At 66.1% G+C, this 22067-nt stretch carries 23 protein-coding genes and 1 tRNA gene; 10 read left to right on the top strand and 14 right to left on the bottom strand.

Going from position 1 to position 22067, the window contains the following annotated elements; all coding sequences use genetic code 11:
- The first annotated feature begins 9 nt into the window (after positions 1 to 9).
- Positions 10 to 1350 (top strand): 3-oxoacyl-ACP reductase, encoded by a 1341-nt coding sequence (locus PUN51_RS04785; protein ID WP_224026077.1) that lies wholly within the window; start codon positions 10 to 12, stop codon positions 1348 to 1350.
- Positions 1347 to 2258, top strand: coding sequence for a MaoC family dehydratase (locus PUN51_RS04790; protein WP_224026078.1), 912 nt, complete (start codon positions 1347 to 1349; stop codon positions 2256 to 2258). Before PUN51_RS04785 ends, PUN51_RS04790 begins: the two co-directional genes overlap by 4 nt.
- Here the strand turns inward: PUN51_RS04790 and PUN51_RS04795 are convergent, their stop codons facing one another.
- From PUN51_RS04795 to PUN51_RS04815, 5 genes are all read right to left on the bottom strand, one after another.
- Positions 2259 to 3359 carry an FUSC family protein gene (locus PUN51_RS04795; RefSeq protein ID WP_159632008.1) on the bottom strand — a complete coding sequence of 367 codons (1101 nt, stop codon included), beginning with the start codon at positions 3357 to 3359 and terminating at the stop codon, positions 2259 to 2261.
- 93 nt (positions 3360 to 3452) lie between these two features.
- Positions 3453 to 4562 carry a serine hydrolase domain-containing protein gene (locus PUN51_RS04800; protein ID WP_275180107.1) on the bottom strand — a complete coding sequence of 370 codons (1110 nt, stop codon included), beginning with the start codon at positions 4560 to 4562 and terminating at the stop codon, positions 3453 to 3455.
- Between the two features lie 43 nt (positions 4563 to 4605).
- Positions 4606 to 5694, bottom strand: coding sequence for a glutathione S-transferase family protein (locus PUN51_RS04805; protein WP_275180108.1), 1089 nt, complete (start codon positions 5692 to 5694; stop codon positions 4606 to 4608).
- Complete coding sequence (locus PUN51_RS04810; protein WP_275180109.1) at positions 5691 to 6464, bottom strand: M50 family metallopeptidase; 774 nt, start codon at positions 6462 to 6464, stop codon at positions 5691 to 5693. Before PUN51_RS04810 ends, PUN51_RS04805 begins: the two co-directional genes overlap by 4 nt.
- A gap of 202 nt (positions 6465 to 6666) precedes the next feature.
- Positions 6667 to 6969, bottom strand: a complete 303-nt coding sequence (locus tag PUN51_RS04815) for a DUF4193 domain-containing protein (protein ID WP_018761323.1) — start codon at positions 6967 to 6969, stop codon at positions 6667 to 6669.
- A gap of 204 nt (positions 6970 to 7173) precedes the next feature.
- On the opposite strand from PUN51_RS04815, the gene PUN51_RS04820 reads away from it, so the two are divergent.
- The 4 genes from PUN51_RS04820 to PUN51_RS04835 all read left to right on the top strand — a co-directional run bounded on the left by PUN51_RS04820 (position 7174) and on the right by PUN51_RS04835 (position 9948).
- Positions 7174 to 8316, top strand: a complete 1143-nt coding sequence (locus PUN51_RS04820) for a glycosyltransferase family 9 protein (protein ID WP_275180110.1) — start codon at positions 7174 to 7176, stop codon at positions 8314 to 8316.
- Complete coding sequence (locus PUN51_RS04825) at positions 8313 to 9284, top strand: glycosyltransferase family 9 protein (RefSeq protein ID WP_275180111.1); 972 nt, start codon at positions 8313 to 8315, stop codon at positions 9282 to 9284. Before PUN51_RS04820 ends, PUN51_RS04825 begins: the two co-directional genes overlap by 4 nt.
- A 74-nt stretch (positions 9285 to 9358) precedes the next feature.
- Positions 9359 to 9589, top strand: coding sequence for a hypothetical protein (locus PUN51_RS04830; RefSeq protein WP_159632003.1), 231 nt, complete (start codon positions 9359 to 9361; stop codon positions 9587 to 9589).
- 167 nt (positions 9590 to 9756) lie between these two features.
- Complete coding sequence (locus PUN51_RS04835; RefSeq protein WP_142133845.1) at positions 9757 to 9948, top strand: three-helix bundle dimerization domain-containing protein; 192 nt, start codon at positions 9757 to 9759, stop codon at positions 9946 to 9948.
- A 14-nt stretch (positions 9949 to 9962) separates the two neighbouring features.
- Here PUN51_RS04835 and PUN51_RS04840 read toward each other — a convergent pair whose 3' ends face one another.
- From PUN51_RS04840 to PUN51_RS04850, 3 genes are all read right to left on the bottom strand, one after another.
- Positions 9963 to 10988 carry an NADPH:quinone reductase gene (locus tag PUN51_RS04840; protein WP_275180112.1) on the bottom strand — a complete coding sequence of 342 codons (1026 nt, stop codon included), beginning with the start codon at positions 10986 to 10988 and terminating at the stop codon, positions 9963 to 9965.
- A gap of 87 nt (positions 10989 to 11075) precedes the next feature.
- On the bottom strand, positions 11076 to 11567 hold the full coding sequence (locus PUN51_RS04845; protein ID WP_275180113.1) for a DM13 domain-containing protein: 492 nt from the start codon (positions 11565 to 11567) through the stop codon (positions 11076 to 11078).
- Positions 11568 to 11596: 29 nt separating this feature from the next.
- Positions 11597 to 13204, bottom strand: coding sequence for a phospholipase D family protein (locus tag PUN51_RS04850; protein ID WP_275180114.1), 1608 nt, complete (start codon positions 13202 to 13204; stop codon positions 11597 to 11599).
- A 180-nt stretch (positions 13205 to 13384) separates the two neighbouring features.
- Between PUN51_RS04850 and PUN51_RS04855 the strand changes: the two genes are divergently transcribed.
- Both PUN51_RS04855 and PUN51_RS04860 read left to right on the top strand, forming a co-directional pair.
- Positions 13385 to 13846 carry a GatB/YqeY domain-containing protein gene (locus tag PUN51_RS04855; RefSeq protein ID WP_275180115.1) on the top strand — a complete coding sequence of 154 codons (462 nt, stop codon included), beginning with the start codon at positions 13385 to 13387 and terminating at the stop codon, positions 13844 to 13846.
- A gap of 131 nt (positions 13847 to 13977) precedes the next feature.
- Positions 13978 to 14415, top strand: a complete 438-nt coding sequence (locus tag PUN51_RS04860) for a hypothetical protein (protein WP_275180116.1) — start codon at positions 13978 to 13980, stop codon at positions 14413 to 14415.
- A 41-nt stretch (positions 14416 to 14456) separates the two neighbouring features.
- Here PUN51_RS04860 and PUN51_RS04865 read toward each other — a convergent pair whose 3' ends face one another.
- The 5 genes from PUN51_RS04865 to PUN51_RS04885 form a co-directional block, all read right to left on the bottom strand.
- Entirely contained in the window at positions 14457 to 16799 is a 2343-nt protein-coding gene (locus tag PUN51_RS04865) for a hypothetical protein (protein ID WP_275180117.1), read from the bottom strand.
- Between the two features lie 507 nt (positions 16800 to 17306).
- Positions 17307 to 17678, bottom strand: coding sequence for a hypothetical protein (locus PUN51_RS04870; protein ID WP_275180118.1), 372 nt, complete (start codon positions 17676 to 17678; stop codon positions 17307 to 17309).
- A gap of 10 nt (positions 17679 to 17688) precedes the next feature.
- Positions 17689 to 18159, bottom strand: a complete 471-nt coding sequence (locus PUN51_RS04875) for a hypothetical protein (RefSeq protein WP_275180119.1) — start codon at positions 18157 to 18159, stop codon at positions 17689 to 17691.
- Between the two features lie 2 nt (positions 18160 to 18161).
- Positions 18162 to 18722, bottom strand: coding sequence for a hypothetical protein (locus PUN51_RS04880; protein ID WP_275180120.1), 561 nt, complete (start codon positions 18720 to 18722; stop codon positions 18162 to 18164).
- 292 nt (positions 18723 to 19014) lie between these two features.
- A tRNA-Leu gene (locus PUN51_RS04885) sits at positions 19015 to 19097 on the bottom strand.
- 170 nt (positions 19098 to 19267) lie between these two features.
- Between PUN51_RS04885 and PUN51_RS04890 the strand changes: the two genes are divergently transcribed.
- Together PUN51_RS04890 and PUN51_RS04895 are read left to right on the top strand one after the other, a co-directional pair.
- Positions 19268 to 20572: a M20/M25/M40 family metallo-hydrolase gene (locus PUN51_RS04890; protein WP_275180121.1), complete on the top strand. Its 1305-nt coding sequence runs from the start codon at positions 19268 to 19270 to the stop codon at positions 20570 to 20572.
- Between the two features lie 12 nt (positions 20573 to 20584).
- On the top strand, positions 20585 to 21745 hold the full coding sequence (locus tag PUN51_RS04895; RefSeq protein WP_275180122.1) for an acyl-CoA dehydrogenase family protein: 1161 nt from the start codon (positions 20585 to 20587) through the stop codon (positions 21743 to 21745).
- Positions 21746 to 21795: 50 nt separating this feature from the next.
- On the opposite strand, the gene PUN51_RS04900 is transcribed toward PUN51_RS04895, so the two are convergent.
- Positions 21796 to 22029 (bottom strand): DUF5703 family protein, encoded by a 234-nt coding sequence (locus tag PUN51_RS04900; RefSeq protein WP_018771130.1) that lies wholly within the window; start codon positions 22027 to 22029, stop codon positions 21796 to 21798.
- Positions 22030 to 22067 lie beyond the last annotated feature (38 nt).

Here is a 22067-nt window from a genome sequence, read left to right on the forward strand (position 1 = left end):
GAGGCGGCTATGGCGGACACGTACACACAACTGGTCAACAGCGGCCTGGGCCGCAACGTGGCAAAGAAGCTCGGCCTCCCGCAACCTGCGGTCCTTCGCCGTTACCAGCCCGGGCAGCCACTGGTGACCGGACCCGTCGTCGTCCTCGGTGATACTCCGGGGGCGGACAAGCTCGCTGCAGAACTGCTGTCCTGGGACCTCGACGTCCGGCGGCACGCCGTGCCGGCCGAAAAGCTGGGTGCCATCATCCTGGTCCTTGATGAGCTCGCTCATCCGGCAGACCTGGAGAAGCCCGTCCTGGCGGCGGCAGGGTCCCTCCGGGACCTGCGGGCCGGCGGCCGGGTCATCACCTTGTCCCGCCCGGCGTCGGAAGCCTCCTCGCCCGAAACCGCGGCAGCGCGGCAGGGGGTGGATGGCTTTCTGCGGTCCCTGGCCAAGGAACTGCGGGCAGGTGCAACAGGCAACGGCGTCGTCCTTTCTGGCGGTACCACCGCCACCAGCCCCAGTGCCCTGGGCGCCTTAAGGTTCTTCCTCTCCGGCCGGTCAGCGTTCGTTGACGGACAGTTCCTCACCGTGTCAACGGAGGACGGCAGTCTTCCCACAGACCCGGAGCAGCCGCTGGCAGGCAAAGTGGCAGTTGTCACCGGCGCGGCCCGCGGCATCGGTGCCCAGATCGCCAGGACGCTGCACCGCGACGGTGCCACCTTGATCCTGGTGGACATTCCTGCGGCGGGGGACCAGCTGGCCGCAGTGGCAAACGCGGTGCGCGGCACCGCGCTGCAGCTCGACATCACCGGCGCGGATGCGGGCCAGCGGATCATCGACCATGCCGTGCAGCGGCACGGGCGGCTGGACATCGTGGTGCATAACGCCGGCGTCACGCGGGACAAACTCCTGGCCAACATGGACCAGGCACGGTGGAACGCGGTGATCAACATCAACATTGCCGCCCAGCTCCGCATCAATGAGGCACTGCTGGCCTCCGCACACTTCCGGTCGGCACCGCGTATTGTTTCGGTTGCTTCCACCAGCGGCATCGCCGGAAACCGGGGACAAACCAATTACGCGGCGTCCAAGGCAGGAGTGATGGGAATGGTGCGTGCCACCGCCCCCCTGCTCGCGTCCCACGGAGGCACCATCAATGCCGTGGCTCCCGGATTCATCGAAACCGAGATGACGGCGCGCATCCCCTTTGCCGTCCGCGAGGTGGCACGGCGGCTGAACTCCCTGCAGCAGGGGGGCCTGCCGTCCGATGTCGCGGAGACCATCGCGTTCCTGGCCAGCGAAGCCGCCGGTGGGATCAACGGGGAGGTGCTGCGGGTGTGCGGGCAGAACCTGGTGGGGGCATGACGGTCCAGCAACCGGTGGTCCTGGCCGAAATGCCGTCATTGTCCAAGCTTTACGTCAATGCCGCCGCGCAGGCGGCACGGCGCAGGCTCCTGGGCACGCACGACTCGTCAGTCCTTCCGGCGGAGAGCCATGAAGTCAGGGGCGTCACGGTGGGGGTCGAGAACCTTACCGCGTATCAGCACCTGATCGGCGAAACGGCCAGTGACGTCCTCCCTGCCGGCTTCATCCACGCGATCGCGTTCCCGTTGGCCATGAGCGTCATGAACAGGGACGACTTCCCGCTGCCCCTGCTGGGGATGATCCACCTGCGCAACAGTGTTGAGCAAAGATCACCGCTGGTGTTCACCGATGTCCTTGACATAACCGCCCGGGTGGAAAACCTCCGCGGCCACCGTGCTGGGACACAGGTGGACGTCGTGGCGGAAGTGCGGCGTGCCGGCTCCAGCGATGTGCATTGGTGCGGGGTTTCCACGTACCTGGCCAAGGGAGTGTTCCTGCCGGGGATCGACAAGCCCACCGCCACCGCGCCCAAGGCGGATTTCACGGCACCTGACCCAACGGCCCTGTGGCACCTGGGCGTGGACACCGGCCGTGCGTATGCAGCGGTCTCGGGGGACTTCAACCCCATCCACCTGAGTGTGCTCTCGGCCAAAGCCCTGGGCATGCGGCGGTCGATAGCGCACGGCATGTACCTGGCGTCCCGGGCGCTCGCGGACGCTGGCCCCGCCCGGGGCGACTCGTTCAGGTGGGACGTGGAGTTCGAGGCCCCGGTCTTCCTGCCCTCCCGGGTCGCCCTGGAGATCGCGACGGAACAGGGCGGGGCCGGAGCATGGAAGCGATCCAGCTTTGTCGCCTGGAGTCCGCGGTCGGGGCGGCGCCACTTCAGCGGGACAGTTTCGGCCCTGTAATCACGGCCGGGGAGCTTGGGCTTCGTCTCCGGGACGCGGGCGGCCGGCCTGGTCCTGGGGACGGACCGCCCGGAGGATCCGGTGGAGGCTGAGGAGGACCGATTCTGACGCAGGGACCGTTCCCTGGTCTGCCGGCCTGCGGGCGGTGGCAGCCATACAGGCTTCTACCGCCGCCTTGGCGGCGTCATAGCGGTCCCTCCGGCCCTGCTCGTTGCCGTCGGTATCCGTGGACACCAGTTGTCCGGTTGCGGTGATGGCGTCGGCCAGGGGCTCGTTGTCCTGCAACGGGATGGCATACGGCACGTCGTCTTCCCAGATCACGTCAGACAGCACATCCGTCATGTCCTGGATATGGAACGTGACCCGCTCCAGGTCCTGCAGGTCGCGAAAGTCCTGGTCCATGTCACGCGGGTGCAGCTTCCGGCGGGGGTTGGCCCTGCGGCTGGCATCGGCTTCCTTGACCAGGTGGCGCACGGATCTTGCGGCCTCTGCCAGTTCGTCCGACCTGCGCGACCAGTCTTCGTGCTCTGGGGGCCACTTTTCCTTCAGGGCGGCGCCCATATCCAGCAACTGCTTGCCCAGGGCGACCCTGAGGTCGGCCAGGCTCGACGCCGCCGCGTTGAGGTGCAGGGGTGGGAAAATCAGGAAGTTCACCGCAATGCCCACCGCCACTCCGGCTGCCATCTGCACGAGGTATCCGTAGGAGAAATCTTCGGCGTTACTGCCGCCGACCAGCAGAACCAGCAGGGCCGCCGTCGGAATCCAGTCACTGCCTGAACCGATGCCCGGCAAGCCGCCCAGCAGGACTCCCACCCCCATGAACACGGCGACCGTCAGGGGCGAGGGCGCACCGATGCTCACCAGGACGAAGGCAAGGCCGATTCCCATCGCCAGCCCCGCCAGGGCCTGCGCCCCCTGCTTCACGGACCCGGCGACATTGTGATACATCGCCACCAGGGCGCCCAGCGGCGCGTAGTACGCGTAGTGCGAGGCGGCGCCCGGCATAAGGGGTGCAATGGCGAACGCCAGCCCTGCGGCTATGGCCGCTTTCCCCGCCAGTTGCAGCCGCTGCGCCGCGAAGGCAGCAGAAAGCCCCGCCACTGATTGTCTAAGAAGTTGGGTCCCCCGAGCCCACCGTGCATCCGGCCGTGCCTGAGTATTGCCCATCCGGACAACAGTAGGGCCGGGGGTGCGTCAGGACAAACCGGCTGCTGAACGCCGTACCGCAGCGGCCAGACGGTGGGCACGGCCCGGAGTGCGCCCCTCTTCCGCGCGCCGGGGGATGTAACCGAAGCCCAGGCCATAGGACGGATCCGCAAAACCAAGGGCCGCGTTGGCCCCCTCGTGGCCGAAGGCACGGTGGCTGCCGAAGTTCCGCGAGGGGTGGGGCTTCATGAAGACGACCGCGAAGGCATTGTCCAGGCCGGAGGACCGGTCCAGGCCCCACACCTGCTCCCGGGTCATTGCCGCGACGGTCCCCGCTGTGAGGAACGGCTCACTGCCCTCCACGCCGGTGGTCGCTGCCGCATACAACCGCGCCAGCCCGTCGGCGGACCCTACCCCGCCCGCCGCGGACATGCCCGCGGCGCGCACCGAGCGGATGTTGGGCAGCTCCATGATGGTGCTGACCGGGGCGTTGCCGTTCATGCCATCGAGGCTGAGCGGGTCGACCCACGCCTCCGACGGGTCTGCTTCATAGAGGACATCCCGGTATCTGGCGTCCTGGTCCTCCGGCAGCCCCAGGAAGAAATCCACGTCCTGCGGCTTCCGGATTCTTTGGTCATAGATGTCCTGCAGGGCCTCACCCGTAGTCCGCCGGCACAGTTCCTCCATGAGGATGCCGATGGTGAGCGCGTGGTAGCCGAACTGGCGGCCGGGCTCCCAGGAGGGAGCGGCATCCGCGAGCCGGGCGGCAGCCCTGGACGTGGTGAATTCGTCCAGGCCAAAGCCGCCCTCGACACCCAGCAGCCCCGCCTGGTGCGACAACGCCTCCCTGACCAGGAGCCTGTCCTTTCCGTGCGCGGCAAACCCGGGCCAGTAATGCGCCACGGTCTGGTCCAGGTCAAGGACGCCGTCCTGGACCAGCAGGGCGATGACCAGTGCGGCGACACCCTTGGAGCAGGAGTAGGCGCCGGTCAACGTATCCGGTGCCATGTCCGGGCCCCCGGTCAGGCGTACCACCGGCACCCCGTTCCGGTAGGCGGCCAACTGCGCGCTGTACCGGGAGTCCTCCGCGAGGAAGGACTCAAACAGTGCCAGGACGCCCTCGTACCCCGGCGCCACGAAACCCAGAGAAGTCTGCATGCCTTCCAGTGTAGGAGGAATGCGGTTTCCTTCAGGGTTTTGCTCAGGCGGCCGCGCCGTGTCCCGCAGCGACATCCTCGCCCGGCCGGACCGGCCCCGGCGGCGTGCCCCCGCCAAACGGCCGCCCGCCCAGCGACTCCCGCCCGTGGTCCGTCAACCATCCGAATAGGTCCGGGCCGGCCGGGACGATCCCCGTAGGGTTGATGTCCTCATGCACGACGTAGTAGTGCCGCTTGATCTGCACGAAGTCGATGGTGTCTCCGAAGCCGGGTGTCTGGAACAGGTCCCGTGCATATCCCCACAGGTTGGGCATCTCGCTCAGCTTCTGGCGGTTGCACTTGAAATGACCGTGGTACACGGGATCAAACCGTGCCAGCGTGGTGAACAGCCGCACGTCTGCTTCCGTGATGGTGTCGCCCACCAGGTAGCGCTGCTGCGAGAGGCGCTCCTCCAGCCAGTCCAAAGCGGTCCACAGCCGCTGGTACGCCGAATCGTAGGCCTCCTGCGATCCGGCGAAGCCGCAGCGGTAGACGCCGTTGTTGACCTCGGTGAACACCCGCTTGTTCACTTGGTCGATTTCTTCGCGGAGATGCACGGGGTAGAGCTGCGGGGCACCCGGCCGGTGGAACTCTGTCCACTCGGTGGAGAAATCGAGGGTGATTTGGGGGAAATTGTTGGTCACCACTTCACCACTGTGCACGTCGACGATGGCGGGCACGGTGATTCCCCTCGGGTACCCCGGGAAGCGCTTAAAGTAGGCCTCCTGCAGGCGCTCTATGCCCAGGACTGGATCCACGCCGCCCGGATCCAGGTCGAAGGTCCAGGAACGCGCGTCGTGGGTTGGCCCGGGCTGGCCCAGCGAAATGGCTTCTTCGAGCCCCAGCAGCCTGCGGACAATGACCGTCCGGTTCGCCCACGGGCAGGCCCTGGCGGCAATCAGGCGGTAGCGCCCTGCTTCCACTGGCCACCCCGGCTCGCCGTTGCTGCCGGGAGAAGCATCCCTGGTGATGCGGTCCTCTATGTAGTTGGTGTCCCGGGTGAATTCGGCTCCGCCTGTCACATAGGCGCCGCGGGTGCTGTGCCCGTTGGTGTGGTCGGTCGCTGCGGTGGTGCTTTCCGTTTCCTGGCTCATGCCACAAGCCTATGCGCCACCCCTGCGCCCGAGGCGCCCTGCAGCAGGATTACCGAGATGGGCTGCCAGGCGACCAGCCATGCGCCGGCGACCAGGAGCGTGAACAGGCCAATCCAGATTCCGGACGGAACAGACGTGGCACGGTACAGGAGATACGCGTCCGAACTGCTGAGACGGTCCCGGCGACGGAGGTGGACGTGGGTAAGTTTGAGCAGGTCCCGCACCGCGGCGACGAGCAGCGCAAGGCCGAAAATGACGGCCACATGCCCCACGGCGGGAGGCGGCGCGAGGAAGGTGAGCGCGCCTGCTCCGCCGATGGCAGCGCCGGTAATGACGAATCCGGCAAGGTTGCGGAGGAACAGGAGCGAAGCAGCCAGCACCAGCGCACTGACGGCCATGGCGGCGGGTCCCCACCCGTTCAGCCCGCACCAAACAAAGGCGGCGCCCGCCAGGGCAGGCACGGGGTACCCCCAGAAGCAGGACCAGGCGGCGGCCAGCCTGCTTCTGCTGTAGGTGGTGGTGGTTCCGGAGTGGTCAAGCCGGACGCGGATACCGGACAGCCGCTGTCCGGAGGTCAGGGCAGCAAAAGCATGGCCAAGCTCGTGCGTCACCGTGGCGAGGAGGCCGAAGTAGCGCCAACTGCGCCGGGGGATGGACAGCCCGACGGCGGCCGCCACCGACAGCAGCATCTCCACCCAAGTGACAGTGGGAACGTTCGCCTGGGTGAATGCCGTGGCGAACGTCTCCCATAAGCTGGCGGGGCTGGCCACCGTTGCCTCCTGGCTGCCGGGTAGGCATGGTTGGTGTCGACGTCGTCTGTACTGTCCCCAACGCTACCCAGCTGAGCTGGGTGAAGGCTTAATGGGCCCGGGGACCTGCGGCCGGGCCAGCGTTTAAAACCGAAAGGCACGCCTGATGCGGCGTGCCTTTCGGGCGGGACCGGGCGAACCTGCCCCTCGGAAAGCTTCTGGACTAGCCTTCGCACTCGGTGCAGTAGCTGTGGCCGTCTTTTTGCCGGGCAATCTGGGACCGGTGGCGGACCAGGAAGCAGGAGTAGCAGGTGAATTCATCCTCAGCCTGGGGGATGACCTGGACTACGAGCTCCTCAGCGACGAATTCGCCGCCAGGGACCCCGGCGCCGTCCAGCCCGTCAGCCTCGTCCAACTCCTGCACAACACTGCGGGCGTCGGGAGCATTCGCTGACTGGAGCTGCTCGAGTGAGTTGTCCTGCGATTCCTTGACGTCGGAACGCAGTTCATCGTAATCGGTTGCCACTTTGGGTGCTTCTCTTTTCTTTGATTGGCTGTCGGGTATGAAACGTACAGCATCAAGCCGGTATTCCCCAACAGGGAGCGTAGATCCACTGCCGATTGGGTAAAGGTTCTAAGGAGCGGCCGCGGGTTTAGAACCGCTGTGCGGCTGCATGGGCAGTGGAGGGGCGGCCGGGCTGTTCCCTCCCGGTGACGGAAGGGGCGGTTTGTGGAGCAACTCACTGCAGAGTTTGGCGGTGCCGAACAAATTGGTGTGGGCGTCGGTCCCGTGCTGGAAAAGTTTGATGATGTGTCCAGGATCGTTGTCCTGCGCGGAGGCGGCCTGGGGGACCTGCTCTTCGCGGTTCCGGCAATGGCTGCGTTGAAGGCGGCCTATCCTGCATCGAGGATCACCTTGTTGGGCACGCCGATCCACAAGGCGCTGCTCGGAGCGGTGGAAAGCCCGGTGGACGAGGTCGTTGTCCTGCCGTTCGCGGAAGGCGTACGGCCCGGGGAAGAGGACGCCGGCGAACTGGACCGTTTCTTTGCTGATATGCGCGCGCGCCACTTTGATGTGGCCGTCCAGCTCCACGGCGGGGGACGGTACTCGAACCCCTTCCTGCTGCGGCTGGGGGCACGCCACACGGTGGGGACCCGGACGGCCGACGCCGCAAGCCTTGAGCGCACCGTCCCGTACCTCTATTACCAGCACGAACCCCTCAGGGCCTTGGAGGTGGCCGGGTTCGCCGGCGCGTTCCCCGTGGACCTTGAGGCGCGGCTTGAACCCTCCCCGCCGGCAGCACCCTCCCAAGTCGACGGCGGCGACGGCGACCAGCCGCTCGTGGTGATCCACCCCGGCGCCACCGACCCCCGCCGTCGTTGGCCCGCAGCCAAGTTCGCGGAACTTGCCGCTGCCTGCGCGGCTGATGGTTCGCGGGTGGTCATTATCGGCGATTCCAGTGAACAGGAGCTGGCAGCGGAAGTTGCCTCCCGGGCGGCCTCCGCGGCAGTTCATTCCGCGGCAGGCGAACTGGAGATGGCAGGCCTGGTGGCGCTGCTGGCGGAAGCCGGCGTTGTGGTGGCCAATGACAGCGGACCGAGGCATCTGGCGCAGGCCCTCGGTGTGCCGACGGTCGGCATCTTTTGGGCGGGCAACGTGATTAATGCGGGGGCGCTGGGGCGGAGCCTTCACCGCGTCCACGCCTCATGGGTCACGGCCTGCCCCACCTGCGGCATCGACGTCACCCAGGTGGGCTGGACAGCACCGCGCTGCGTCCACGACGACTCGGCGGTGGCCGGTATAGGCGTCACGGAAGTCTATGAGGACGTCCGCAGCCTCACCGCCACCACGTTCGCGAAGCAGGACGCATGAGCGGCGCGGTTATGGCGGAGGAGGCCGGTGCTCCGATACCCTCAGACGGCAAACCGGAGCTTTTGGTCCTGCGTGCCTTGAAGCTGGGCGACCTGTTGGTGGCCGTACCGGCGCTGAAGGGCATCCAACGCGCTTTTCCCGGGCACCGGCTCCGCTACGCCGCGCAGGGGTGGCTGTCGGAGGCCCTGGGACTGGTGGGTGGCTATGAGCTGCTGCCTACGCACGGCCTCGACGAACCGCTGGCGATGGATCCCGGCGTGGTGGACGTGGCCATCAACCTGCACGGCAGCGGCCCGGAGAGCCAGGGGAGGATCGAGGCGTTGAGGGCCCGCCAGACCTTGGGCCACAGAAGCGCCTACCGGGACGGGCCGCCCTGGCGGCCGGAGCTGCATGAGCGCGAGCGCTGGGTCCGGCTCCTCGAATGGCATGGAGTGGAAGCCGATCCGCTGGATGTGCAGTTGAACACACCGCACGTTCCCAGTCCCGTCCCCGGCGCAACAGTCCTGCATGTGGGAGCCGCCTACGGCAGCAGGCTGTGGCCGGCGGAGCGCTTTGCCGCGGTAGCGACGGCACTGACCGAAACCGGACACCAGGTGGTCTTCACCGGAGGTACGTCCGAGAGGGAGCGCGCCGGGGAAGTGTGCCGCCTTGCAGGACTGCCGGGCACGGCCGTACTGGCAGGGGTGCTGGGCCTGGGGGAGTTCGCTGCCACGATTGCCGCCGCGCGCCTGGTGGTCTCGGCCGACACAGGGGCTGCACACCTGGCATCTGCGTACGGTACCCCATCCGTGGTGCTCTTTGGTCCGGCCCCGCCTGAGATCTGGGGACCGCCGCCGGGGCCCCATGTTGTCCTGACCCGGGCCGAACTGCGGCGCGGGGACACCTTCGCAGCCCAGCCGGACCCTGCCCTGCTGGCTGTCCAGGTCTCCGATGTCATGGCTGCTGTCAAAGGACTGGGGTTGCTCTGAACCCTGTGGGTTTACGCGTCCATGCTGTGGGTCTGCAGGGGTTGGATCCTGCGCCGCGGGCCTAAAATTGATGCATGAGCACTGAGCTGGAAATCGCTTTGGTGTTGGGGACGGCGTTCCTGTGGGTCACCGTGACGCTGACCATCCTGTCCGCCATCGACCGGCCCGAAAGGAAGGCGCGGCGGCAGGAACGGCGCGACATCCGGACGGAAAAGCGGCGGATTGAGTACCGTCCAGTGGCGGCGGGGCCGCATGCCCAGGGACGGAACCGGCACCCGCGGTCCCGGAGGCTCCACCCGCACTGACCGACGACGTGACTGTCGCGGGTGGGCCGGCGTGGAGCGCGGGCCCGGACCTCCGCGCGCGGCCGCCCGGCCGTCGTCGTACTCTGCCCTGTGGTGGGCGCGCTCGACGTCCCTGCCCCCGTTAGTCAAGTCTTGACGGGGTTGGCCGGATCCCTGACACTTCCCCAATGGGAGTAAGCGAAGAGTTGCGGGCTCTGGGCGATGTGGTGGACAGGCTCGCGGCGAAGTTTCCCGCCCTGTCCAGGGAGCACATTGAGGATGTAGTGCAGCAGGAACACAGCCTCCTGGACACGGGCAGGGTCCGGGCGTTCATACCGGTCCTGGTTGAGCACGCAGCCAGGGACCGCCTCTCGCGTTGATTCGCGGTAAGGCCTCAGGTGGCCGGCGTGACGTCGATAAGCACCTTTCCGATGGTCTCTTGTTCCACAGCATCATGGGCTGCGGAAGTCTGCTCCAGCGGGAACCGCGTCAGTGGCAGCCCGTGTTCTTCACCCACCCGGAGCGCACCGGCGGCGAGCGCTTCGGCGACGGCGGCCACGGCGTGCTGCTTCTGTTCGTCGGTGACTGTGTACGTGAGGATGAACTGGTAGCGGACGTTCTTGGTCATGCTTTCGCGGATGGGGACCGTGAGTGATTCTCCGGGGTTCGCGGCGTAGATGGAGATGGTTCCGCCCGGTTTGAGGATCTGCAGGTCCGTTTCGATGTTGGCGGGCGCGTTGACGTCCACAATGATGTCGACGCCGTCCGCGGCCACCTGGTGGACGGCGTCGACAACGTCGTCCGTCCGGTAGTTGATGACCGTTCCGGCTCCGGCACGGCGGGCAAGCTCAGCCTTGCGGTCCCCGCTGACGGTCGTGATGACGGCGGCACCGGCCCATCGGGCAAGCTGGATGGCCGCATGGCCTACGGCTCCGGCGCCTCCCGTGACCAGGACGGTGCGCCCCGCCAGGGCACCGGGGGAGAGCCGGGCCGGCCCGTCCTCGTTCGAGGTCAGGGCCCGGTGCGCCGTCAGGGCCGGGATCCCCAACGAGGCGCCGGTATCGAAGGACTCGGCGTCGGGAAGGGCCACTGCTTTGTGGCTCGGCACCACCACGTATTCCTGGGCGGTACCTTCGTTGCCGCCCCAGGCGACGTCCCACAGCCAGACGCGATCGCCCACGGTGAAGCCGGCCACTCCGGCACCCAGCTGGTCGATGACTCCGGCTCCGTCCTGGTTTGGAACCTTCGGGGCATCCAGCTTCCTGCTTCCGCTTCCGGACCGCGACTTCCAGTCGGTGGGGTTCACTCCGGACACCACCACCCGGACGCGGACTTCTCCCGCTCCTGGCTCCGCTAATGGCCTGTCCCGGAGCTTCAGCACGGATGCGGGCCCTGTTGCCTCGTACACGATTGCCTTCATGTTGTCTCCCCTGTCCGGTTGCGGATGCCCTACCGCTCCAACCTACCGAAAGCGCAGCACGGGAGCAGCGCCCCAGTCCATGGGCGTTCAGTCTTCCTGCAGGTTGGCGGTGCCCAGGGCGGTCTTCCCGGCGTAGTCATAGATGACTACGCTGCGAATGGGTTCCCGCAGGGCGGCCCACCTGCCGGCGTCCATTTCCACCCGCTGGCCCGCGCCCGTGAGCGGCCCCAGTTCGATCAGCTTGGTGGAGGACAGTCCAGCGCCGCCGCCCGTCCCTGGGACCAGTGTGCCCGGGCTCAACATCAGGCGGAGATCGTCGTCGGCGCCGGTTGCAAGGTTCTCCAGCTGCAGGACAGCACCGGCTTGGGTGACGTGGATCGTCACCGTTCCCGTCGTGACTGCTCCCTGGGACTGGAACTGTCCCCTCAGAGTCACGGGCCCCGCAGAGGAGGGAACACCGGGAGCAGGTTCCACCGTGGGGCCTTGCTGCTGCGGCCCGGGCGCCGGCCCGGAATCAGTGCAGCCGGCCAGGCCGGCCGCCAGCACCACCGAGAGCGCCGCGGACTGTATCGCCTTCATTTTTCCCCCAATGATTTATTCCCGTCTTCCTAGAACCGGGTCGTGCCACGCAGCGGGCGCGGCCGGCCATCCGGGTCCACAATGAACCGGTAGATGGGCTCGGCCCACAGGCGGTGGAACGGCGGGACGGGCTGGGGTGTGTGGTGACGCACCTGCCCGGCCGGGCGGGGTGTGGAACGGCCGGTGCGGTGCCACTGGTCCAGGGCATCGGCCGCGCTGTTCCACAGCTCCAGTTCGCCCCCGTCCGCCAGGAGACGGGGGTCGTCCTGGTCAAGGCCCAAATGCTCGGCCCAGAGCTGGAGCCGCAGCTTCCCCGCGAGCGGGTGGGTCCCCGGTCCGCCCTTGGTATCGCCGGGCGTTCCGCCGGCCGATGTGTCGATCACTGCACAGGTGAGCTCGCTGTCGGTTGTCCAGGACCGGCGGTTGAAGTTGTCCGATCCGCAGGTGAACCAGGTGTCGTCGATGATGCAGATCTTGGCGTGGACGTAGATCGGCGTCCCGTCGCTGTTCTCCAGGTCGAACACCCCCACCCGGTCCGGTGCGGCCCGGCGGAGCATGCTGATGGCACGCAGTTGCCCCAGGCGCCTGGGCGGTCCGCCAAGGAAACCGTCAGAGTCCGGGTACCGGGGCACCACGATGATGACCTTGAGGCTGTGGTTGCGCTTTAGGGCGTCTGCAATGCCGGCGGCGACTTCCGTTGACCACAGGTACTGGTCCTCGATGTAGATGAGCGAGCGGGCCTGGGCGAAGGCCTTCGCGTACGCCCTGGCTATGCTTCGTTCTCCATTGGGGGCGAACGGGAAAGGCGGGTGCTTTACACCGTAGGTGCGCAGCAGTTGGACGGCGTGAGGGCCGGCCGGCGGCGGGGGCGGAGCAGCCTCCGGCAACGGCTTGGGGTGCCTCGGCATGCGTGCCAGGCGCTGCAACAGCATCCGGTAAGGGGTTTTGCGGTCCAGCGGGTGGGGGTCGTTCCACCGTTCTGCGAACACGTCGAGCACGTCGGCAACGATGGGGCCGCGCAGTTCAAGGGCGGCATCGTGCCACGGAGGCCGCTGCCCGTAGCGGGAATCCATCTTAACTGCCTGCGGGTCTCCGGCATGGCCGGCATCATCGCGGCGGCTGTGTGAGAGGTCGATTCCCCCGACGAAGGCTACGTCGCGGGAGGGGTCGTCACGACGGCGGATGACCACCAGTTTCTGATGGTGGGAACCGAAGATCCGGACGCGCTGATCCAACAGCGCCTCCCCGCCGGCGTCGTTGATTTGGCGGCTGAGGAGCTCGTTTGAGCGTCCACTGATGGGGGCTGACACGCGTTCGCCGTGTGACCTCCAGACAAGGCCGCGTACCTCGACGCCGGACCGGGCCAGTTCCGCGAGCAACCCGCCAATCGTCGTGCCACCCGGTTCCAACTGCTCGTCACCGTCGCCGCGCCAGTCGGTGAACCATACCCGGTCTCCGGCCTTCAGGCCGGACAGTTCCGCGTGCAGCCTGGAGAAATAGGCAGCTCCATGCACCAAGGGCCTGACCAGGTTGCCTTCCGACCAGGGTGGAGATTCTGCACCGCCGGCATGGATCAAGGAGGCCGGGTTTCCGCGCTCGGCCCGGTTCAGGAACCACTTGCCAACAGTGCTGTCCACTCGGTGCTCCTTTCGGGGCCCGGGGGACCAGGCCGCTGCGGATTCCAAACTAGCCTATGGCCGCGCGCAAACTGTCTGTTCCCCGGGGGGCCGAAGAAGCCACGATGCGGCAGTAGTCCGGCCAAGTGGGAATAGGCTTGTCCAAAGCCGCTTCCACACCCCTGAAGAATGAGGCAGAACATGTCATTGAAGGAAAAGCTGAAGGGCGACGTCGTCGCCCACATGAAAGCCGGCAACAAGGTCGCCCTCACCACGGTGCGCAACGTCCTTGGTGAGATCGAAACGCGGGAGAAATCAGGAAAGACCCCGGTTGAGCTCGATGACCTCCAGGTCACGGCGTTGCTGCAGAAAGAGGCCGCCAAGCGCCGTGACACGGCCGCCACCTATACCGCCGCCGGGCACGACGACCGGGCACAGGCCGAGATCGCCGAGGCTGAGGTCATCGAGGCCTACCTGCCCAAGGCCTTGACCCGCGAGGAAGCTGAAGCCATCATCGACGGGGTCATCGCTGAATTGGGAGCCGGGGGCACCGCCCTGACCATGCGTTCCATGGGTACGGTCATGAAGTCCGTAACCCCCAAAATCGGCGGACGCTTCGACGGCAAAGCCGTCAGCGAGATCGTCAAGGAACGCCTGGCCTGACGACAGGGCGACAATGCAGTGCGGGCCTGACGGATTTCCCGCCGACCTGCGCATAATGCCGACCTGCGCATAATGAGGCCATGGGGTTCCGGGCTCACCGAGCCGATCAGTCGCGGAAAAGCTTGGCAGTGATGGCCACTGCCGGTGTGATTGTGTCGTGTCTGTCGTCTGCCTGCGGCGGGTCGTGGCAAGGGGAGCCGCCCTGTTTGCCCCCAAGCTATGCCGTAACCCCGGCCGTCGCGAAACCCGGTGACGCCGTCACAGTCCACGCGGCCGACGCTGACTGCAATCCCCGGTACGGCCAGGACGCCCGGATTTACGTCTCGGTCACCGACGCCGCCGGCCACACCGTCTTCAGCACGACTGCCGCGATGAACGATGCCGGCGGGTTTTCTTACCAGTTCGACGTGCCGCTGGCGGCAGCGCCGGGGGAGGCCAGTGTTGAGGCCTACCCTTTCGGCGTGGATTGGTGTGACGATACCGGGACGAACAACCGTGTTCGCCATGCGGAAGGTTTCAGCCGGGCCTCGTGCGCTGCAAGGACGAGGCCGCTGACAATTACCCCCTAGCCGCCCAGTCCGCGCAGGGATCGCATCCCCGTGACGGGGGTTCAGGAGGTGCCGTAATCGATCCTGGCCGTGCCGTCCTTGGGAACGGTGATCCGTCCGCCCTGGAAATCCTGGACGGTGCTGCCGTCTGCCGTCACGTAGTTATCCGTGGTCGGGTAACCAAGCCTGCCCCACTCGAAACCGGTCCCTGCCCAGGCGTCGCGGGTCTTGCCGACGGAGAGGCGAACTCCGGTGGCCGGGCTGGAGATCAGGGCGCCCTTCTGGAAGTTGATGAAGGAGCCACCGTCCTTCAGCCCGGTCACCCGGTTGGTTCCGGGAAACCCCAGGGTGGCTGGACCGTTCACAGCATCGAATGCGGCGCTGAACTCTGACGGCATGGAGAAGGCTCCGAGGGCTGCGGTCCAGTAGATGGATCCGCCCTGGTAGGTCTGTTTGACGCCACCGCTGACCGGTATTTCGTCACTCGTGGGGTAGCCGAGGAACCCGTTCTCGTAGCCGGCCTGGGCCCAGGCTCCGCGGGTGGCACCAATGGACACGTGGGCGCCGGTGGCAGGGGACCAGAGGATGGAGCCGTTCTGGAAGTTCTGGTACAGCCCGCCGTTCTTGATGGCCACCTGGGGACTGACGGCAGCGCCGAGTGAGCGGCCCATTGCCTCATGCTTTGTGAAGATGGCCCCGGATACCGCGTAAGTTCCGACGTTGGGCACGAAGTAGATGACGCCGCCCTGGTAGTTCTGGGCAACAGCGCCTCCTGGCGTGCCGTACTCATCCGTGGTGGGGTAGCCGAGGACACCGTGCTCGAAGTTCTGTCCGGCCCAGACGTTGCGGATGGCTCCCACGGAGATGATGGCGCCGTTTGCCGGGGTCCACAGGATGGAGCCTCCCTGGTAGTTCTGGAAGGCACCTCCTTCTTTTAGGCCGGTGATCACATCGGTGACCGGGTAGCCCAGGCTGCCCCACTCAAAACCCGTGGAGGCCCATTTGTCACGGATCGGGCCGGCGCTGACTGCGGCTCCGGACGCTGGGGAAAACATGATCGCCCCGCCCTGGAACCCCTGCCAGGAGCCGCCATTGCGGAGCCCGCGGAACTCATCGGTTGTTGGGTATCCCAGGGGGCCACCTTCGGCCCCCTGGGAGCGCCACTTGCCGTAGATGCCGGCTGTGACGGCGTGCGTTCCCGCAGCGGGTGAGGAGAAGATCGCGCCATTCTGGTACGCCTGATAGGAGCCGCCGTCCTTCAGGCCGGTGATGACGTCACTGACGGGGTATCCCAAGGCGCCGTATTCGAATCCGGTTTCTGCCCACTTGTCCCGGATTGGCCCGAAAGACGAAAGGTAAGCGCCGCTGGCGGGGGAAAACATGATGACGCCGCCCTGGTACACCTGGTAGACGCCACCGCCACGCAGGCCTCCAACTTCGTCCGTGACCGGGTAGCCGAGGGGGCCGTTTTCATAACCGAGGGAGGCCCACTTGCCGCGGGTGGCTCCCCACGAGAAATGGGCTCCGGAGAGGGGAGACCAGATGATGGCTCCTCCCTGGTAGTTCTGGAAGGCGCCACCGTCCCTCAGTCCACCCACCTCGTTGGAGACCGGGCTGCCAAGCTGGCCGGCCGGCCCTCCGCCCTGGCTGTATTTCTGCGTGATGGCGCCAAAGGGATCCGCTGAATACGGGGTGAAGATGTCATCGACTGCGCCCATGATGATTCGATCGCCGGGGCGGCTGCTGCGCAGGAATCTGTTGACCGTCTCAAGGCTGGTGGACAGGCAGCCGGCGGACGTGGTGCGGCCGGCGTGCAGGAAGATTGCGTAGGAGGCCCCCTGCACGGTATTCATGTCCGGCTGGCGGTTGTAGTTGATGACCGCCGCCTGTTCGTAATACCCCTGATTCATGTAGGTGTAGAGGTTCTCGTCAGAGGGACCGCCGCTGCCTTCGAAGTACTGGTTGTAGGTAGGTCCGTACTCACCGCCCCAGCGGGAGTTTGCGTTGACCGTATGGTAGGCAAGGGCCGTGCCCGGGTTGGAGCGGCCCAATGCCTCGGTGACGCTGTACGAACCGGTGGGTGACTTGAATGTGTCCTCCCAGGTCAGTCCCGGCGGAGCGAAGCCTTTTAGCCCCGCGTAGCCCCAGTCCTGCCATTCCTGGACATAGCCATTGCCGGAACGAACGCACCCGGTGATGGTGACGACGTTGGATTCACGGCCGGTGGCGGTAGCGAACGTTACCCGGTTAGCACCGAAGCTGTTGTACTTCACCTGTCCCGCAGACAGCCGCTGGCAGGGGTTGTTCTCCTGGGGTCCAGCCTGGGCACTGCCGGTGCCAAGGAAGGCACTGCCCGCGACTGCGATCACCGCCAAGGCGAGTGATAGTGGCCTGGTCCTCTTCACGGGTCCTTCTTCCTGGAAGGCGCAGCATGGCGCCTTGGTGACAAATAGTCCATGCCAGGACATAAAACCCGAGTTGACGTGGGACGATGCCGGATCTGGCGCGGCTGCCCCTAGGCTACCGGGCTAATTGCGCAACCCACGGCACCAAGTGTGGACAAGCGCACGAGCGAGTCGGCCCGCGCTGTCCACCGTTGTGCTGATGAGGCAGGACATCAGGCTCGCTTTAGGCCATCTGCCTGGCGCTTGCGGCGCTCGCCGAATTGGCCCCGGGTGTGGACTACGGATGGCGACGAGCCTGTCGCTACCGGTGCCTAGGGCCAACCGCTGTAGGGATCGGCGTTGTAGTTCGTGGGCGGCGGGTCCTTGTACACCCGGCCTCGTTGGGACTGCGCATTGCCCCGGTGCCTGGGCGGCCGGGTACGCCAATGCTTGCGTTGCCAGTGGGCGTCAGCAGCCGCAGCACCACCACGGCAAGAATGACGGCAAGGAAGCCGTAGAGGTACTCCATCAGTTCTCCTGCCCGTTGGCGGTTTGCCGTTCGCGCAGCCAGCGCCGGCGCTTCACGGCGGTTCTGAACGCAAAGGCAGACATCACCAGACCGCCGGCCCCCACGCCAAGGCCTGGAAGGGCGGTGCGCAGTTCGCCGCCATGCCCGATGACGAGAATCCCCGCCGCCAGCATTCCACCGCTCAGGAGCGTGGTGAAGACAGCAATGCCCACGATGAGGGCCGGGCTCTGGACGGGTGTGGTGGCAGCCATTGACCATCCCTCGGGGACACCGCCGGGACCGTACTGTTCCTCGTACTGGCGCACGTTGAAGCTGCTCGGGTCGTAGAGCGTGCCGTCAGGGCGGCGGAACTGCTTGTCCTGGTTGAACACGGGTCGAATCCTATCGGGACGCGCCGGGCTGGTCGCCGCGGTTCTGGCCGAGTTCCAGGAGGTTGATGTCGACGCTGCCGCTGGAGCTCGGCTTCGGGGACCCACGGAGCTTGCGCAGCTGGGTGGCCCGGTACTCGTCACGGGCGAGGTAAAACGTATAGAGCGTCAGGAACCCGGCGAAACCGATCAGCCACAGAGCGCCCCACTCCGGCAAGTCGCCATCCCACAGCGGACGCTGGAACAGCCACACGCCGGTGGCCAGGATAAGAACCATGACGACCATCAGGATTCCCATGCCCCACCAGGTGCTGACCTGGGCGTGCCCGCGGCCGGGCGTGAACCCGATCTCGTCGGCCGGGTAGCTGTGCAGCTCGCCCGTGCTGGTCTTGCGCAGGACGCGCTTCTCGCCGGCGGCGACCGCCTGCTTGTGTTCGGCGTAGACGGCGTCCTCGCGTGCAAACCGTTCCCGGTCGTAAACCATCGTCAGGCTCGTTTCTCTTGGCTGGGCAGGTACTCGGGTTCATCCGGGAACGGGCGGGTGCTGAGCGGGAAGTTTTCCCGGCTGATCTCCAGGGTTCCTGGGTGCTCCTCGAACCAGCGCCGGGCCTGGTCGTCGGTGACACCGTGCGTTGGCTTGGGCAGGCCCCTGCCCTTGCGGAGCTTTCGGGCCTTGAGCTCTCGCCGGAGGGCGTGGAGACTCAGCAGCCAGCCGCCGGTGAACAGGACCGTGCAGACAACGGACATGACGAACCAGATCAGTCCCATGCCCATGTCGCCCAGGTCAGGGGTGGAGGTGATGATCGCGTAGATGCTGACCAGGATGAAGAGTGGAGCGAGGATTGCTGGGATGGTTGCAATCAGGGCGACGATGGCCAGGCCGGTGAATGTCCTTGCCTGGTAGTTGCCTCCGCTGGGCAGGGAGCCGCCAAGCCCCCACTCTTCCTGGGTATAGGCGTAGATGACCGTTTCCCTGCCCCACCCACCTGTTGCGTAGAAGTACTTGGGGAGCTGACCGTCCCTGGTGTTCCGGGTGCCGGCCATCATTCCCCCTGCTTCCGTCCCGAGGGCCCGCGTTAAGTGCGGGCTGCGAACTCTGACGCGTGCGGCCCACAGGGGCCGTCACCCCTGGCTTCCGGTGAGAAAGCATTTTGCTGCCGCACGCGTAGCTCCCACCCTAACGAAAACCAAGGCGAAACTATGTTCCTGGAGACCTCCGGTTCGATGCTCCGCTCGTGTAGAGAATCAGGAACGGGGCCACGGTTGGATTCCGGTTGCGACGTGGTTGGAGACACAAAAAAGCCCCGGAACATCATTGATGTTCCGGGGCTTCCCATTGTGCGCGGAGGGGGACTTGAACCCCCACCCCCTTTCGAGGACTAGCACCTCAAGCTAGCGCGTCTGCCATTCCGCCACCCGCGCAGGTGGTATTTCGGGAAGCGTCTCCGCCTTTCAGCGTTTCGCGCCTCTCCGAAGCAGCGAGAAAAACTCTAACACGAACTTTCCGGGAACAACGAATCGGGCCAAGTAGGTAGGCTGAGGGCAGCGATTCAGCTCGTGCCAACCAGTCATTCCCTACCAAGGAGCCACCAATGCCTGACGTCCTGCCCGAGGATGAAGTTGTCCGGATCTGCCAGGAACTCATCCGGATCGACACTTCCAACTACGGCGACGGATCGGGGCCGGGGGAGCGGGCTGCGGCAGAATATGCCGCCGGGCTAATCGAGGAAGTGGGGCTGGACGCCGAGATCTTCGAGTCGGCTCCCGGCCGTGCGAACGTTGTCACCAGGATGACGGGGGAGGACCCCTCGGCCAGTGCGCTGGTGGTCCACGGCCACCTGGACGTCGTTCCAGCGCTCCGGGACCAGTGGTCCGTTGACCCGTTCGGGGCAGAACTGAAAGATGGCCTCATTTGGGGACGCGGCGCCGTCGACATGAAGGACATGGACGCCATGATCCTTTCGGTGCTGAGGAGTTTTGCCAGGGAGGGCCGGAAGCCCAAGCGGGACATCATCTTCGCTTTCTTCGCGGATGAGGAGGCCGGTGGCGTGTATGGCGCCCGCTACGCCGTCGACAACCGGCCCGAACTTTTCGAAGGCGCCACCGAAGCCATCTCCGAGGTGGGCGGCTTCTCGGCCACTATCGGCGGCCAGCGGACCTACCTGCTGCAGACCGCGGAAAAGGGCATCTCCTGGCTCCGCCTCGTTGCGCACGGACGTGCCGGCCACGGTTCGCAGATCAACACCGACAATGCCGTGACCCGCCTGGCCGCTGCCGTGACCAGGATTGGCGAATACAAGTGGCCCATCGAGCTCACTCCCACCACCCGGCAATTCCTTGACGGGGTGACTGAACTCACCGGAGTTGAGTTCGACGCCGACAACCCCGACCTGCTGCTCAACCAGTTGGGTACGGTGGCACGGTTCGTCGGCGCGACCCTGCAGAACACCACGAATCCCACCCTCCTCAAGGGCGGCTACAAGCACAACGTCATTCCCGAGTCCGCCGAAGCACTGGTTGACTGCCGGACCCTCCCGGGCCAGGAACAGCAGGTCCTCGAAATCGTGCGCGAACTCGCCGGCAACGGCGTGGACGTCAGCTACGTCCACAACGACGTCTCGCTGGAGGTCCCGTTCGCCGGCAACCTGGTGGACTCGATGATCGACGCTCTCCACAAGGAGGACCCCGGCGCCAAGGTGCTGCCCTACACGCTCTCCGGCGGTACGGACAACAAGTCGCTCAGCCGCCTGGGCATCACCGGCTACGGGTTTGCGCCCCTCATGCTGCCGGATGAGCTGGACTTCACCGGCATGTTCCACGGGGTGGACGAGCGCGTCCCGGCGGATTCCCTGAAGTTCGGTGCCCGGGTCCTGGACACCCTGCTCACCAACTACTAAGAGGAGTCCGCCGTGAGTCCAGAGGAACTGCTGCCGGATGAGCTCCTGGAGCGCATCCGCAGCCGCGCCGCCGGATATGACCGTGACAACGCCTTCTTCCACGAGGACCTGGAGGAGTTGGCAGCGGCAGGCTACTTGAAGCTTTTCGTACCAGCGTCCGACGGCGGCGCAGGGCTTGGGCTCGAAGCGGCGGCGCAGTGCCAGCGCAGGCTGGCGACGGCTGCCCCGGCCACCGCTTTGGCCGTCAACATGCACCTGGTCTGGACCGGCGTCGCGCACGTCCTGGCGGCGCGGGGCGACAACTCGCTCGATTTCGTCCTCAAGGAAGCTGCCCAGGGCGAGGTCTTCGCCTTCGGCAACTCGGAAGCCGGGAACGACTCTGTCCTCTTCGATTCACGGACCACCGCCACACCGGAACAGGATGGCGGCTATTCCTTCACCGGTACCAAGATTTTCACCAGCCTGTCGCCGGCCTGGACCCGTCTGGGCATCTTCGGGAAAGATGCTGCAGCCCGGGACGGTGCCGGGGAACTGGTCCACGGATTCATCACGCGGGAAACTTCCGGCTACCGGATCCTGGACGACTGGGACACCCTGGGCATGCGGGCCAGCCAGTCCGCCACCACGGTCCTGGAAGCCGTCAAAGCGCCAGCCGACCGCATCTTCCGCAAGCTGCCCGTCGGCCCCAACGCCGACCCCCTGATCTTCGCGATCTTCGCCTGCTTCGAGAGCCTCCTGGCCGCCGTCTACACAGGTCTCGGCGAACGCGCCCTGGCCGTGGGCGTGGAGAACGTGAAGCGGCGCACATCCTTCAAGAACGGCGGGCGAAGCTACGCCCAGGACCCCGACATCCGCTGGAAGGTGGCAGACGCCGCCATGGCCATGGACGTCCTATACCCGCAGCTCAGGACCGTCACCGCCGACGTCGACGCCCTGGCTGACCACGGAAGCCAGTGGTTTCCCAAACTGGTGGGACTGAAAGTGAACGCCACCGAAACAGCCCGCCGCGTGGTGGACCTGGCCATCCGGGTCAGCGGGGGATCAAGCTACTTCCGGGGCTCGGAACTGGAACGGCTCTACCGGGACGTGCTGGCCGGGATGTTCCACCCCTCCGACGACGAATCAGCCCACAACACCGTAGCCAACGCGTGGCTGGGACCGTTGGAAGACTAGACGGTCCGCTGGACCGCACATTTCTAAACGGTCCGCTGGACCGCGCATTTCTAAACGGTCCGCTGGACCTGCATCACCCGGCGCCGCAGCCAAAAGCGCCTGCCGCCACCCACGTACAGCTTGCTGCGCTCCAGCTCCCACTTGCCGTATTCGGAGTGTTCAACGAGCCGGCGCCGAGCCTCCGGCAAGGAATCATCAGGGCTGACGGTCAGTACGAGGTACTCGTACTGCCGCAAATAATCCCGCTCCCGCTGGACCGAGCTGGTGAGAAATTGTTCCTTCATTTGCTCTCCATTTTCGTCCTTTTCCGGCTAACGTGAAG

This window comes from Arthrobacter sp. NQ4 (assembly GCF_029077345.1).
In the GTDB taxonomy this organism is placed as follows: Bacteria; Actinomycetota; Actinomycetes; order Actinomycetales; family Micrococcaceae; genus Arthrobacter.

Excerpts from the sequence above, each read along its gene's own strand:
- PUN51_RS04805 (WP_275180108.1), bottom strand. The coding sequence starts at position 5,694 with ATGAGCCAGGAAACGGAAAGCACCACCGCAGCGACCGACCACACCAAC.
- PUN51_RS04800 (WP_275180107.1), bottom strand. The coding sequence starts at position 4,562 with ATGCAGACTTCTCTGGGTTTCGTGGCGCCGGGGTACGAGGGCGTCCTG.
- PUN51_RS04835 (WP_142133845.1), top strand. The coding sequence starts at position 9,757 with ATGGGAGTAAGCGAAGAGTTGCGGGCTCTGGGCGATGTGGTGGACAGG.
- PUN51_RS04785 (WP_224026077.1), top strand. The coding sequence starts at position 10 with ATGGCGGACACGTACACACAACTGGTCAACAGCGGCCTGGGCCGCAAC.
- PUN51_RS04860 (WP_275180116.1), top strand. The coding sequence starts at position 13,978 with ATGGCCACTGCCGGTGTGATTGTGTCGTGTCTGTCGTCTGCCTGCGGC.
- PUN51_RS04880 (WP_275180120.1), bottom strand. The coding sequence starts at position 18,722 with ATGATGGCCGGCACCCGGAACACCAGGGACGGTCAGCTCCCCAAGTAC.
- PUN51_RS04825 (WP_275180111.1), top strand. The coding sequence starts at position 8,313 with ATGAGCGGCGCGGTTATGGCGGAGGAGGCCGGTGCTCCGATACCCTCA.
- PUN51_RS04855 (WP_275180115.1), top strand. The coding sequence starts at position 13,385 with ATGTCATTGAAGGAAAAGCTGAAGGGCGACGTCGTCGCCCACATGAAA.
- PUN51_RS04875 (WP_275180119.1), bottom strand. The coding sequence starts at position 18,159 with ATGGTTTACGACCGGGAACGGTTTGCACGCGAGGACGCCGTCTACGCC.
- PUN51_RS04900 (WP_018771130.1), bottom strand. The coding sequence starts at position 22,029 with ATGAAGGAACAATTTCTCACCAGCTCGGTCCAGCGGGAGCGGGATTAT.
- PUN51_RS04845 (WP_275180113.1), bottom strand. The coding sequence starts at position 11,567 with ATGAAGGCGATACAGTCCGCGGCGCTCTCGGTGGTGCTGGCGGCCGGC.
- PUN51_RS04830 (WP_159632003.1), top strand. The coding sequence starts at position 9,359 with ATGAGCACTGAGCTGGAAATCGCTTTGGTGTTGGGGACGGCGTTCCTG.
- PUN51_RS04890 (WP_275180121.1), top strand. The coding sequence starts at position 19,268 with ATGCCTGACGTCCTGCCCGAGGATGAAGTTGTCCGGATCTGCCAGGAA.
- PUN51_RS04840 (WP_275180112.1), bottom strand. The coding sequence starts at position 10,988 with ATGAAGGCAATCGTGTACGAGGCAACAGGGCCCGCATCCGTGCTGAAG.
- PUN51_RS04790 (WP_224026078.1), top strand. The coding sequence starts at position 1,347 with ATGACGGTCCAGCAACCGGTGGTCCTGGCCGAAATGCCGTCATTGTCC.